Consider the following 13,744-nt stretch of genomic DNA (forward strand, 5'->3'; position numbering starts at 1 on the left):
AGAATCTCCTATTTGATGCCTGAGGTGACGAAAGAGCTGATGAAGCGCTTCTGGAAGATCAGGAAGGTGATGAGCAGCGGCGCGATCACCATCAGCGTGCCGGCGGCGATGGTGCCCCACGCTTGCGTGCCCTCCGCGGTCTTGGTGAAGACCGAGAGCCCGACCGTGAGCGGCCGCTTGTCCGGCGAGTTGATCACCATCAGCGGCCACAGGAAGTCGTTCCAGTGGCTGGTCACGGAGATGATGGCGAAGGCCGAGAAGCTCGGCACCGACAGCGGCACGTAGATGTGGCGAATGCGCTGGAACAGGCTGGCGCCGTCGATCAGGGCGGCGTCTTCCAGCTCGGTCGGAATGGCTTCGAACGCCTGCCGCATCAGGAAGGTGCCAAAGGCGGAGGCGAAGAACGGCATCATCACGCCGGTGAGCGTGTCGTAGAGGCCGAGCTGCGCCACCAGCGACAGGTTCGGTACGATCAGCAGCACCGGCACCAGCATCAGCTGCATCAGGAACAGATAGAAGATCAGCGTCTTGCCGACGAAGGCGAGGCGCGCAAAGGCAAAGCCCGCCAGCGTGATCGTGGCGAACTGCACCAGCAGAATGCCGGCGCAGATGATCGTGGTGTTGAGCGTGTAGCGCGGGAAATCGCCGATCTCCCAGGCATCCCTGACATTGTCGAGCGTCGGCTTCAGGCTCGGCATCAACTCGGCCATGGCGTTGATGCCGTCGGAGGCCGGGCGCAGCGTCGCCACGACCATCCACAGGAACGGGATGAGCCAGACGATCGCGAGCAGCACGGTCAGCAGGAAGCCGAGCTTGGGCGTGATCTCGCCCCTTGTGGCGAGCGGGGCGTCCCTGAACAGGCGGTCGAACGGCTTCATGGCCCGCCCTCGCGGTTGGCCATGGTGCGGAAGGAGAGCGCGGTGAGGCCCATCAGTGCGGCGAGAGTCAGCAGCGTCGCGGCCGAGGCCTTGCCGACGTCGTAATGCTCGACCGCCTGCTGGTAGATGTAGAACAGCACGAGGTTGGTCGAGTTCGACGGTCCGCCCTGGGTCATGACGAAGACGTGGTCGACCTGCGTCACCGCGTTGAGCGTGGCGATCACGATGACGAACAGGAAGGTAGGCTTGAGCTCCGGCAGGATGATGTGGCGCAGGCGCATGTAAGGCCCGGCGCCGTCGAGATGTGCGGCCTCCATGACGTCCTCGGGCACGGCCTGGAGGCCGGCGAGGAAGAACAGCATGTAATAGCCCGCGTTCTTCCAGATCGTGATGACCATGATCGCGTAAAGCGCGATATCGGGGTCGCCGAGCCAGTTCGGCAGCACCGGAAGCAAGCGGCCAATGTAGTAGTCGAGCAGGCCGACATTGGGCAGGAAGATGAACATGAACAGCGCGGAGGCCGCGACCATGGGGATCAGCACCGGCAGGAACAGCGCCGCGCGCAGCGCGCTGCTCACGGCGTTGGTGCGCGACAGCGCCAGCGCGAACAAGAGCGCGAGGCCGATGCTGGGGACCGCGGTGCCCACGGCATAGACGAGATTGTTGACGACCGCGCCGGAGAAAGCGGGGTCGGCCAGCACCGCTGCGACGTTGTCGAGACCGACGAAGCGGACCGGCGCCTTCGGCGTGGCGCGCTGGTAGAGCGCATCGACGAGCACGCGGCCCATCGCGCCATAGGTGAACAGCGCGAGGAAGACCAGCGAGGGCAGCAACAGGAGATAGGCGGGCAGCGAAGCTTTGAAGCGCATGCCGAGGCGCTTCAGGACGTCCAGGCGCGGCGCCGCCGAGGTCGCGACCGGAAGAGCCGCGGGTTCGGCGAGGCTCATCTCACCGCGCCGGGAAATTGAGCGCATAGTCGCGGCCGTCCGTTCCCACGGGTGGTTCGAACGGGAAGCGCAGACTTTCGTCGAGGAAGTCGTGGCTGTGCACGACGAGATTCTCGTCGTCGATCAGCACGACGCCATAGGCCGGCGGCTCGTGGCTGGCCAGATGCGGCGCGTTCGCGTCGAGCTCGAACCAGACCTGGTGGTTGGTGCCGCGCAAGGTCGAGAACGGGATCTTGCCGTAGCTGCCGAAGATGGGACGGTGTACATGGCCGAAGAACAGATGGCGGATGCGGGCGCGATAGGGCGCGATCACCTCGGCGAACTCAGCGCTCTGCTTCAGCCCGATCTCGTCCATCGCATGGACGCCGATCGGGAAGGGCGGGTGATGCATGAACACGACGAACGGCTGGTCGGCAGGCGCAGCCGCGAGCGTCTTCGCGAGCCAGTCGAAGCGCTTGGCGCACATCTCGCCGGCGTGGCTGGTCTCGTCCAGCGTGTCGAGGAAGACGAACAGGCCGTGCTCGGTGGTGCGCGTGCCCTGCACGAAGCCGTTTGAATCGCGCGGCGCGGCCTTGAGCGCGTCGAGGCAGGTCACGCGCTTGTCGTGATTGCCGACCATCGCGATGTACGGAATCTTCAGCGCGGCCATCGCGTCGGCGAAATTGGCGTAGGACTCCGGCTCGCCCCAATGCGTGAGGTCGCCGGTCACGACCGCGAACGCCGCGTCGGACTGATGCTTGTTGATGTCGGCAATCGCAGCGTCCAGCCGGGCGCGCGGGTCGAGGCCGTAGAGCTTCAAGCCGGGGTTCGCCAGATGCGTGTCGGTGATGTGGATGAATTTGAAGGGCATGGCGCGCTTTGTCGGGACGGTTGGAGGATGGGCGCTTCCGGCAAGACGACCCTGACAGGCGGTTAGAGGGCGTGTGTTTCAGTTTGATGACAGCGGTTCCTGCGTCCACAGTGCTACGCTTCGTAGGGTGGATTAGCCGAAGGCGTAATCCACCACAGTGAGCCAACTTCAAGTTGTGCTATCGGTGGGCGATGTCCGACTACCGCCGCGCATTCGTCCCGGGAGGATGCTGGTTCTTTACCGTGAACCTGCTCGATCGGCGGAAAGCTCTTTTGACCGACCAGATTGAGAGCCTACGAGACACGGTCGCCGCAACGCGACAGAGCCACCCCTTCGCAATCGATGCTTTCGTGGTTCTGCCGGACCATCTCCGCGCAATCTGGAAGCTGCCGTCGGGCGACGCCGATTTTTCGGTGCGCTGGCGCTTGATCAACTCTCGTTTCGCCAAAGCACTCCCGGTGACCGAGCGGCTGAGCGCTGTCCGTTTCTCACGGAATGAACGCGGCATATGGCAGCGACGGTTCTGGGAGCACCTGATCCGGGACGAGGCCGACTACGCCCGCCACGTCGAGTATTGTTATTACAATCCCGTCAAGCACGGGCATGTGTCGCGAGTCTGCGACTGGCCGTATTCGTCATTCACCGCGATGTTCGTGCTTCCGGAGGATTGGGGCGGAGACACTCAGTTCATCGGCGAGTTCGGAGAGCGGACGTGATAGCCGCGCCAATCTGTAGGGTGGATGAGCGAAGCGTAATCCACCTCTTTGCCTCCGCCGTCGAAGGAAGTGGTGGATTACGCCTTCGGCTAATCCACCCTACGCGTTGAATGTTTGGTTAGGTCCCGCAGAACGTCTGCAACACCCGCTGGTCCGGCAGCGGTGGATCGGCATAGGCGGCGTAATCCGGCTGGTCGTCGAACGGTTTCGCCAGCACCTTCACTAATTCCTCGAATGGCGCGTAATTGTCGTCGTTGACGGCGGCCTGGATCACGGCCTCGACGCGGTGGTTGCGCGGGATGAACATGGGATTGACGGCGTGCATGGCCGCCTGCCGCTCGGCCGCGCTCTGCGGCTCCAGCGCGATGCGTGCGCGCCAGCGGCCGGCCCACTCGTCGAAGGCCGCGGGCTGCATGAACTGCGCGCGCGCATCCGCAGTGTCATCGACGGCGGCGTCGCCGAGCTTGCGGAAGGTGAGGGTGAAGTCGGCCTGGTTCTTGGCCATGGCGTCGAGCAGGTCCTGGATCAGCGCCTCGTCGCCGTCGCGCTCCGTGAACAGGCCGACCTTTTTGCGCAGGCCGGCTTGATAAGCCGCGCTGAACTGGTCTGAGAACGCGCCGAGGATGTCCTGGGCCTCCGCGACCGCCTTCTCCTGCTCGTCGGAGAACAGCGGCAGCAGGCATTCGGCGAGGCGCGTCAGATTCCACAGCGCGATACGCGGCTGGTTGGCATAGGCGTAGCGGCCCATCTCGTCGATCGAGGAGAACACCTGCGAAGGGTTGTAGGCGTCCATGAAGGCGCAGGGTCCGTAATCGATGGTCTCGCCGGAGATGGAGCTGTTGTCGGTATTCATGACGCCGTGGATGAAGCCGACCAGCAGCCAGCGCGCGACGAGATCGGCCTGGCGCGCGACGACGCCGGCGAGCAGCGCATGATAGGGCCGCTCGGCGCCGACTAGTTCCGGGTAGTGCCTGGCGACGACGTGGTCGGCGAGCCGGCGGATCGCATCGGTGTCACGGCGCACGGCGAAGAACTGGAAGGTGCCGACGCGGATATGGCTGGAAGCAACACGCGTCAGCACCGCGCCGGGCAGCGCGGTCTCGCGGATGACGTGCTCGCCGGTGACGACGGCGGCGAGCGAGCGGGTGGTCGGGATGCCCAGCGCATACATGGCTTCACTGACGATGTATTCGCGCAGCACAGGTCCGAGCGCGGCGCGGCCGTCGCCGCGGCGGGAGAACGGGGTGGGGCCCGAGCCCTTGAGCTGGATGTCGCGGCGGATGCCGTCGCTGTCGATGACCTCGCCGAGCAGGATGGCGCGGCCGTCGCCGAGCTGCGGCACGAACTGCCCGAACTGATGTCCGGCATAGGCCATGGCGATGGGATCGGCGCCGGCGGGAACCGTTTTGCCGGCCAGGATCGCCGCGCCCTCCGGGGTCTCCAGCAGGTCAGGATCGAGCCCGAGCTGGACCGCCAGCGGGCGGTTCAGCTTGATCAGCCGGGGGGCGGCGACCGGGGTCGGCGCGACGCGGGCAAAGAAGCTGTCCGGCAGCGCCGAATAGGAGTTCTGGAAGGGGAAATGAACGGTCATGGAGGTAAAGATAGGCGGGGAACGCCTGATGGCAAAGGCTTGACGTCAGATCGGCCCAAAATGGGCCTTCCGAGCCCAAAACAGCCCGTTCCCTTGGTTGCCGCCTCGGGTCTCGTCGGGTAAACCCTGCCGCAATCTCGGACCGGCCATGACAGGCCGTCCGATTCGCTTCCTCCGACATCATTTTTGGGACGACCATGCATCGCTACCGGTCACATACATGCGGCGCGCTCCGCGAGAGCAACATCGGCGAGACGGTCCGCCTGTCAGGCTGGGTCCATCGCGTTCGCGACCATGGCGGCGTGCTGTTCATCGACCTGCGCGACCATTACGGCCTGACCCAGTGCGTGGTCGATCCGGACTCGCCGGCGTTCTCGCTGGCCGAGAAGCTGCGCTCGGAATTCGTGGTGCGGATGGACGGCAAGGCCCGCCGCCGCCCCGAGGGCACCGACAATGACGATCTGCCGACCGGCAAGATCGAGATCTACGTCACCGAGATCGAGGTGCTGGGTCCGGCCGGCGATCTGCCGCTGCCGGTGTTCGGCGACCAGGAATATCCTGAAGACATCCGCCTGAAGTACCGCTTCCTCGATTTGCGCCGGGAGAAGCTGCACCAGAACATCATGACGCGCGTCGAGATCATCAAGTCGATGCGCAGGCGCATGGAGGGGCAGGGCTTCTTCGAGTTCAACACGCCGATCCTGACCGCGTCCTCGCCGGAAGGCGCACGCGACTTCCTGGTGCCCTCGCGCATCCATCCCGGCAAGTTCTATGCGTTGCCGCAGGCGCCGCAGCAGTACAAGCAGTTGCTGATGATGTCGGGCTTCGACCGCTATTTCCAGATCGCGCCCTGCTTCCGCGACGAGGACCCGCGTGCCGACCGCCTGCCGGGCGAGTTCTACCAGCTCGACGTCGAGATGAGCTTTGTGACTCAGGAAGACGTGTTCGCGGCAATGGAGCCCGTGATCACCGGCGTGTTCGAGGAGTTCGCCAAGGGCAAGCCGGTGAGCAAGAACTGGCGCCGGATTCCGTTCGCCGAGGCCTTGCGCAAATACGGCAGCGACAAGCCGGATTTGCGCAACCCCATCGAGATGCAGGACGTCTCCGAGCACTTCCGCGGCTCCGGCTTCAAGGTCTTCGCGCGCATGCTCGAAGACCCCAAGAACCAGGTCTGGGCGATCCCCGCACCGGGCGGCGGCAGCCGCGCCTTCTGCGACCGCATGAACTCGTGGGCGCAGGGCGAGGGCCAGCCTGGCCTCGGCTACATCATGTGGCGCGAGGGCGGCGAGGGTGCAGGTCCCCTTGCGAACAACATCGGGCCTGAGCGCACCGCTGCGATCCGCGCACAGATCGGCGTGAAGGAAGGCGATGCCGCCTTCTTCGTCGCCGGCGATCCCGACAAGTTCTGGAAGTTTTCAGGGCTCGCCCGCAACAAGGTCGGCGAGGAATTGAACCTCACCGACAAGGAGCGGTTCGAGCTCGCCTGGATCGTCGACTTCCCGATGTACGAGTACAACGAGGATGACAAGAAGGTCGACTTCTCGCACAACCCGTTCTCGATGCCGCAGGGCGGCCTCGACGCGCTGCAGGGCCAGGACCCGCTCACCATCAAGGCGTTCCAGTACGACATCACCTGCAACGGCTACGAGATCGCCTCGGGCGGCATCCGTAACCATGTGCCGGAGGCGATGGTGAAGGCGTTCGAGATCGCAGGTTACGGCGAGCAGGAAGTGGTCGACCGCTTCGGCGGCATGTACCGCGCCTTCCAGTACGGCGCCCCGCCGCATGGCGGTATGGCCGCGGGCGTCGACCGCATCGTGATGCTGCTGTGCGGCACCACGAATTTGCGCGAGATCTCGCTGTTCCCGATGAACCAGCAGGCGATGGATTTGCTGATGGGCGCGCCGTCGGATGCGACCACAAAACAGCTTCGCGAGCTGCATGTGCGGGTGAACCTGCCGCAGAAGTGAGTGGTGCGTGCCCCGGACGCAGCGCAGCACGCAGTGATGCGCTGCTGAGCCGGGGCCCACATTTCGGCACAGCAGGCTTTCTCCCGGACGCGCAGCGTCACTGCGTGCCGAGGCGCGTCCGGGACACGAGAGCTACAATCCCGTCGACGCCTCGATCCTGAACTGCGCCAGTGCGCCCTCGGGGTCGCTTTGCGACAGCTGCATCAATTGCATCAGCGGCACCTTGGCGCGGGGCGTTAGCTTGACGGTCAGCGTCTGCCCTGACGTCTCCACGAAACCGGCGAGCGCATCGACCGCCATTTTCACGTCGCCATTGGCCCCTGTGATCTTCTCACCCTGCGCCCTGATCATCGCGACGATGGCGCCGCGTGCGGCGTCGCGGCTGACGTCCTGCATGCGCGCGAACTGCGCCACGACGAGATCGACCACGCCGCTGTCGCGCAGTGAGAGCTCGAACGTGCCGGTCTCGACCTGCGCCGCCTGGCCCATCGCCTGCACCGGGTCGGTCGTGAACAGGCTGCGCGGGACGTTGGCAAGCCCAAAGCGGGCCTGCGCCTTGGCAAGGTTGCCGAGATCGAGCGTGGCCGGCGCGAGCGCGAATGCGCCGGACGATTCCGTCCAGGCCGCACCGAGATCGAGGTCGATCGCGAGCTTGTCCACGCCTGCCATGATCAGCGGCCGTTGCGCCGGATTGGCGGGATCTGCCGGCGCGACCATCCTCACGACCAGATTGGCCTTGCTCGGAATCGATCCGACCAGCTGGCCCCAGTTCAGGCTGATCGTGTCGATGGTGACGAACTGCCGCGTATTCTTGTAGGGCGCCACCACGCCCTTGATCTCCGCGCCTTCGAGCACGCGGAACAGGCCGAGCATCTGATCGGGCGAGGGCGGCTGCCCGTGGCTGCTGAGCCCCGCCGCCCAGCGCATCAGGTTTGCCGCGCTGAACGATTTCAGCGCGAACCGCTCCATCTTGAACTGCCCTTGCGGCGAGGGCGTATCGACGCCCTCGACCGCGAACTCACCCTCCCGGTATCTGACGGCATTGATCCTGGCCATCCCTTGCGGCGTGCCCATGGATGACTTGCCGACCTCGATCTTGCCGATGCGAAATCCATCATAGAACCCGGCGAGCTTCTCCATCATCTCGCGCGATTGTGCGACGGTCGGGACCACCGACCGGTCCGTCGGCAATAGCGCAATGATTTCGGCCGGCCGGAATTTTGACGGTTGCACCGCGATGTCCTCGAAGGTGATACCGTCGATGTCCATCCGAATGCCCTGGGTCGATTTGAGCACATAGGGGCCGGCCGAGATCTGGCGGTAGACGCGATGATAGCTGTCGTCGCCGGTCTTCTGCGGATCGAGCGCCGCGGCGATCGCGGTCGCGTCGAAATCGTTGACGACGACGTTGGAGAGGTCGCCGGTCAGCTTGTCCTGCTTGCCCGGTTGCGGCACGTCGATGGTGAAGACGGCGCGGTCCGCTTTCATTGCATCGATCTTGCCGCGCTTGAGATTCTGGATTGCCAGCCCGGAATAGGCGACCTCGCCGCTGCCGGCGGCGCTGCCGCTCGCATCGAAGGTCATCGTCAGCGTCGGAGCCGTGACTGACGATGCCGTGATGCTGGCGTACTGATCGAGTACATAACGGTAAAGCTCGATCAGGGATCCGCCCGTCGGCGCATTGCCGGCGTGAACGGGGCCGGCATAGTCACGCAAGGTGAGTTGCGGAATCTTGTAGGACGCCTTCAGCTTCGCGGCGCCGACCTGGTCCAGCGCGACTTCGAAACCCGTGACGTCGATGCTGTCGGCCGAGAAGCTGTTATCGTCGATCAGGCGAACGCCGGCGCCCTTGATGCCGGCAATCTTGATCTGCGCCTGCGGCTGCTCGCCGGGAGCGATCGTGATATCCTCGATCGTCAGCGTGCGCGTCCCAAGTTCGAACCCGATCTTGCCATGGCTCGCCTTGCCGCCGCCTGCGCGTAACTGCTCGAAGGCTGCCTCGACCTCGCTCGTCGCCCGATGCTGGACATAGAGGTTGAAGCCGAACCATCCGCCCGCGCCGAGTACGGCTGCCACGATCAGGCCGATCAGGATTCGCTTCATTCCCAGCTCCAGTTGCTCGTTTTGCACCGCGCAACCTGCCATATTCGCGAAACGCCGCGTGGTCCAGGGAAAGCTATGGTTTTCAAATATTTGACCGCGCGCCCTGTTGATGGGCGCGCAATCGGATGTTGCCACCGGGGCGCCCGGCGTGCTTCATCCCGTTTCCATGACCCGGAAATACGGTCCGCTTGGACAGCCGCTTTCGGATCGTGCATTTTTGAGGCCGGTAACGCGAGGCGAGACACCGCATGTCGTCCTATTCTGATGATCTCCACCAGGCGGCGCTCGCCTACCATCGTCTGCCGCGCCCTGGAAAGCTCGAGATCCAGGCAAGCAAGCCGCTTGCCAACCAGCGCGACCTCGCGCTGGCCTATTCGCCGGGCGTCGCCGCGGCCTGCACCGAGATCGCCAAGAACCCGGCGGAAGCCGCCACGCTGACTACCCGCGCCAATCTGGTCGCCGTGGTCTCCAACGGTACCGCCGTGCTCGGCCTCGGCAATATCGGCCCGCTGGCATCCAAGCCGGTGATGGAGGGCAAGGCCGTCCTGTTCAAGAAATTCGCCGGCATCGACGTGTTCGACATCGAGATCGCCGCCGACACCATCGATCGCGTGGTCGAGACTGTGGCGGCGCTCGAACCGACCTTCGGCGGCATCAATCTGGAAGACATCCGCGGACCGGAATGCTTCGAGATCGAGGCGCAGCTCAAGGAGCGCATGAAGATCCCGGTCTTCCATGACGATCAGCACGGCACCGCCATCATCGTCGCCGCCGCCATCACCAACGGCCTCAGGCTGAACGGCAAGAAACTCTCCGACGTCAAGATCGTGGCGTCCGGGGCAGGGGCCGCGGCGATCGCGACGCTCAATCTTCTGGTGTCGATGGGCGCGCAGCGCAAGAACATCTGGGTCTGCGACATCGACGGCCTCGTGCATGAGGGCCGCAACACCACGATGGACCGCTGGAAGGCGGTCTATGCGCAGAAGACTGACAAGCGGACGCTCGGCGACGTCATCGGCGGTGCCGACATCTTCATCGGTCTCTCGGCGCCCGGCGTGCTCAAGCCGGAGATGGCCAAGGCGATGGCCGACAAGCCGCTGATCATGGCGCTCGCCAACCCGACCCCGGAGATCATGCCGGAGGAGGCGCGCAAGGTGCGCCCTGACGCCATGATCTGCACCGGCCGCTCCGACTATCCGAACCAGGTCAACAACGTCCTCTGCTTTCCCTTCATCTTCCGCGGCGCGCTCGATGTCGGCGCCAGCGCCATCAACGAGGAGATGAAGCACGCCGCCGTCGAGGCCATCGCGCAGCTCGCGCGCGAGGCGCCGTCGGATGCGGTCGCCCAGGGTTTCGACACTGGCGAGACGCAGGGTTTTGGCCCGGGCTCGCTGATCCCGAGCCCGTTTGATCCCAGGTTGATTTTGCGCATCGCGCCGGCGGTGGCGAAGGCGGCGATGGAGTCGGGGGTGGCGACGCGGCCCATCACCAATTTCGACGAGTACACCGCGCTGCTCGAGCGCTTCGCCTTCCGCTCCGGCCTCGTCATGAAGCCGATGTTCGCCAAGGCCAAGACCCAGCCGGTGCGCGTGATCTACGCCGAAGGCGAGGACGAGCGCGTGCTGCGCGCCACGCAAGTGGTGCTTGAGGAGAACCTGGCGCGGCCGATCCTGGTCGGCCGTCCTTCGGTCGTGGAAGCGCGCATCCAGCGCTTCGGCCTCTCCATCCGCGCCGGCAAGGATTTCGACCTCGTCAATCCCGAGGACGATCCGCGCTACCGTTCCTACGTGCAGTCCTATGTCGAGGTCGCCGGCCGCAGGGGCGTGACGCCGGATGCGGCGCGCACGGTGGTGCGTACCAACAACACGGTCATCGCTGCGCTCGCGGTGACGCGCGGGGAGGCGGATGCGATGCTCTGCGGCGTCGAGGGCCGATACATGAGCCATCTTCGCCATGTCCGCGAGATCGTTGGTTTTTGCCCGGGCATCAGCGACTACGCGGCGCTGGCACTGCTGATCACCAGCAAGGGCGCCTTCTTCATCGCCGACACGCAAGTTCGCCCCAATCCGAGCGCGGAGGAACTCGCCGAGATCGCTTCGCTCGCCGCGGTCCACGTTCAGCGCTTCAACATCAAGCCGAAGATCGCCTTCGTCTCGCACTCGGATTTCGGCAGCTACGACACCGATTCCTCGCGCAAGATGCGCCGCGCGACCCAGCTGCTCAAGGAAAAGCATCCGGAGATCGAGGCCGACGGCGAGATGCAGGGCGATACTGCGCTCTCCGCTGCCGCGCGAAAAATGGTGCTGCCGCATTCCAATCTCGAGGGCGAGGCCAACATCCTGATCATGCCGACGCTGGACACCGCCAACGTCGCCTATCAGATGATCAAGTCGCTGGCGGACGCGCTCCCCGTCGGCCCGATCCTGATCGGCCCGGCGCGCCCGGCGCATATCCTGACGCCGTCGGTGACGGCACGCGGCATCCTCAACATGACGGCCGTCGCCGTGGTCGAAGCGCAGGAGCGCGCGGCCCGGCAGCCGACGCTGTTTACGTAAGGGACCGTTCAAGTAAGATTCTCCGAACTCGTCATGCCCGGGCTTGTCCCGGGCATCCACGATCTTCGTGCCGCGGGACAGGCCGTGGATGGCCGGGACAAGTCCGGCCATGACGCAGAGAGAGAGTGGTGGTCGAATTCGTCCCGGTAGTTCGACTCCGGTAGCGAGCGCCACTACACCGTCCGCCTCGCCAACGTTGAATTACTTTCAGTTCTCCATTTCCCCGTTTGTAAAGCGGCGCGCAACTCTTCATAATCCTTGCGCGTTCCGTGCTTAGCGCTTTGCCAAGAGGCCGATCATGCCAGCGTTCGTGACTTTCGGGCGAATCCTGTTCGCCGTGCTGTTCATCTACACGGGCGCGACCAAGCTCTTTGCCATCCAGGCGACGGCCGACTTCATCGCCACCAAGGTCGTGGTGCCCGACATCGTCGCCCCTTACGCCAAGCAGGTGGAGACGGCCACCGCCATGACCACGCCGCAACTGCTGGCGATCGCGGTCGGCGCGCTCGAGATCATCGCGGGGCTGATGATCGCGCTGAATTTCGGCGCGCGGTTCTTCGCGATGCTGCTGATCGTCTATGTCGCGGTCGCGACCGTGCTGTTCGACGATTTTTGGAACCAGGCGCCGCCCGACAACGCGAAGATGGTGGTCGACGCGCTGAAGAACCTTTCGATCATCGGCGCCTTGTTCATGATCATGGGATACGGCCGCACCACGCGTCCGGCCGAGGCGGCGTACGGGGACGTCTGACGGCCTACGTTCGGCGCCAGGGTGTCACAGTCACCTCATGCGCCGCGTCGAGCAGATACGGCGTGCCCGGCTTCAGGCCGTGCGACGCCAGCACCTCATGCGGGCTCCGCTGGGGCACGCCGACGAAGCAGCCTTCGCCGCCGGGCAGGCGCACATGCGGGGCTTCCGACAGCCAGAAGGTATCGTAGCGGCCCATGAACATCTCGAACACGGCGGGGCCGCCGATGATGGCGACCATGCCGGAGGCGACATCGGCAAAGGCGCAGGCCTCCTCGAAGCTCGCCTGTTTCGGATTCCACAGCGTTGCGTTCGGCATCTCCGGATCGACGGAGAGCGCCTTGATCTTGCGGGTCAGGATCAGCCGCTTGCGCTTCGGCGAATTCGGCTGCTGCTCATGCGAGTTGCGGCCGTGCACGATCAGCGCGGCGCGATCGAGCGCCTGCTCGAAGAACAGCTTGTCGCCGTCGAACTTCAGGCTGTCGGGCATGACGTGGCCGGCGTCGGCGAGCATGCCGTCCGCCGAGACGATGACGTAGCCTTCGATACGGAAAGACAATGGCCGTCTATTCGGAAACGGTCGTCACCACGGAATTGACCGGGCGCTGGCTCACCGTCGGCAGCTTGGCGTCCTTGAGCAGCTCCTGGTCGTATTCGGGCAGCGACGAGGCCGGGAATTTGGCGCGCATCGCCACCACCTTGTAGCCACCCGCCTTCAGGCGCTTGAGCAGCTCGGGCAGGGCCTCCGCCGTGTGCTTCTGGAAGTCGTGCATCAGGATGATGCCCTTGCCCTTGGTGTCGAGCTTCTTCATCACGGTCTCGACCACCTTCTCGGGCTTGGAAGCCTTGAAGTCGAAAGAGTCGATATCGCAGGAGAAGATCGCGGTGTTGCGGTTGCCGAGATAGGTGACCATCTCCGGCGGATGCTGAAGCGCCGGGAAGCGGAAGAACGGCGAGGGCGAGATGCCGCCGAGCGCCCACTTCACCGCGGACAGGCCCTTCTCGATCTCTTCCTTGCGCTGCGCTTCGTTAAGCTTCTTGTTGTTGAGATTGGCGTGCGACCAGGTGTGGGTGCCAACGGTGTGGCCGGCGTTGTAGACCTGCTTCAGGATCTCGGGCTCATAGGTCGCGTGCTTGCCGATCGAGAAGAAGATGCCGGTGGTGCATTCGTCGGCGAGCGCCTTCAGCACAGCGGGCGTGTTCTTGGGCCAGGGGCCGTCGTCGAAGGTCAGTACCACCTCCTTGTCGCGCAGGAAGTCGAGCTCCTTGAAATGCTCGAAGCCGAAGCCCGGACCGCCCGTGGTGTCGATCTCGACGGTGCGGGCGACACCGAGCGCGCCCGGCGTGTTGCAGGCCGCGCGGGCCGGCTGCGGCGCCTGCTTGGGC

At 64.8% G+C, this 13,744-nt stretch carries 11 protein-coding genes; 4 read left to right on the forward strand and 7 right to left on the reverse strand.

Features of this window, described 5'->3' with window-relative positions:
* Positions 1 to 8: 8 nt before the first annotated feature.
* The 3 genes from XI04_RS12105 to XI04_RS12115 are packed head-to-tail and all read right to left on the reverse strand — an operon-like array spanning position 9 to position 2,675.
* On the reverse strand, positions 9 to 878 hold the full coding sequence (locus XI04_RS12105) for a carbohydrate ABC transporter permease (RefSeq protein ID WP_271608751.1): 870 nt from the start codon (positions 876 to 878) through the stop codon (positions 9 to 11).
* Positions 875 to 1,825 carry a carbohydrate ABC transporter permease gene (locus tag XI04_RS12110; RefSeq protein ID WP_271608750.1) on the reverse strand — a complete coding sequence of 317 codons (951 nt, stop codon included), beginning with the start codon at positions 1,823 to 1,825 and terminating at the stop codon, positions 875 to 877. Before XI04_RS12110 ends, XI04_RS12105 begins: the two co-directional genes overlap by 4 nt.
* Before the next feature lies 1 nt (position 1,826).
* Entirely contained in the window at positions 1,827 to 2,675 is an 849-nt protein-coding gene (locus tag XI04_RS12115; protein ID WP_271608749.1) for a phosphodiesterase, read from the reverse strand.
* Between the two features lie 191 nt (positions 2,676 to 2,866).
* Between XI04_RS12115 and XI04_RS12120 the strand changes: the two genes are divergently transcribed.
* A complete protein-coding gene (locus XI04_RS12120) occupies positions 2,867 to 3,391 on the forward strand; it encodes an REP-associated tyrosine transposase (protein WP_271608748.1) in 525 nt (174 codons plus the stop codon).
* A gap of 118 nt (positions 3,392 to 3,509) precedes the next feature.
* On the opposite strand, the gene XI04_RS12125 is transcribed toward XI04_RS12120, so the two are convergent.
* Entirely contained in the window at positions 3,510 to 4,982 is a 1,473-nt protein-coding gene (locus XI04_RS12125) for a protein adenylyltransferase SelO (protein ID WP_038946553.1), read from the reverse strand.
* Positions 4,983 to 5,179: 197 nt separating this feature from the next.
* Here XI04_RS12125 and aspS point away from each other — a divergent pair, with 197 nt between their 5' ends.
* The gene (gene aspS, locus XI04_RS12130) at positions 5,180 to 6,952 is read left to right on the forward strand and encodes an aspartate--tRNA ligase (protein WP_028144971.1); all 1,773 of its coding nucleotides are present in this window, start codon (positions 5,180 to 5,182) and stop codon (positions 6,950 to 6,952) included.
* A 132-nt stretch (positions 6,953 to 7,084) separates the two neighbouring features.
* Here the strand turns inward: aspS and XI04_RS12135 are convergent, their stop codons facing one another.
* Positions 7,085 to 9,055 carry a hypothetical protein gene (locus XI04_RS12135; RefSeq protein ID WP_038946555.1) on the reverse strand — a complete coding sequence of 657 codons (1,971 nt, stop codon included), beginning with the start codon at positions 9,053 to 9,055 and terminating at the stop codon, positions 7,085 to 7,087.
* Between the two features lie 248 nt (positions 9,056 to 9,303).
* On the opposite strand from XI04_RS12135, the gene XI04_RS12140 reads away from it, so the two are divergent.
* Entirely contained in the window at positions 9,304 to 11,610 is a 2,307-nt protein-coding gene (locus tag XI04_RS12140; protein WP_028144969.1) for an NADP-dependent malic enzyme, read from the forward strand.
* A 298-nt stretch (positions 11,611 to 11,908) separates the two neighbouring features.
* Positions 11,909 to 12,361, forward strand: a complete 453-nt coding sequence (locus XI04_RS12145) for a DoxX family protein (protein WP_028144968.1) — start codon at positions 11,909 to 11,911, stop codon at positions 12,359 to 12,361.
* A gap of 4 nt (positions 12,362 to 12,365) precedes the next feature.
* Here the strand turns inward: XI04_RS12145 and XI04_RS12150 are convergent, their stop codons facing one another.
* Positions 12,366 to 12,917, reverse strand: a complete 552-nt coding sequence (locus tag XI04_RS12150; RefSeq protein WP_028144967.1) for a dihydrofolate reductase — start codon at positions 12,915 to 12,917, stop codon at positions 12,366 to 12,368.
* A 7-nt stretch (positions 12,918 to 12,924) separates the two neighbouring features.
* Positions 12,925 to 13,744: polysaccharide deacetylase family protein (locus XI04_RS12155; protein ID WP_271623697.1), on the reverse strand; the 820-nt coding region annotated here is incomplete at its 5' end.

Source organism: Bradyrhizobium sp. CCBAU 11430 (genome assembly GCF_028128855.1).
GTDB lineage: Bacteria > Pseudomonadota > Alphaproteobacteria > Rhizobiales > Xanthobacteraceae > Bradyrhizobium > Bradyrhizobium ottawaense.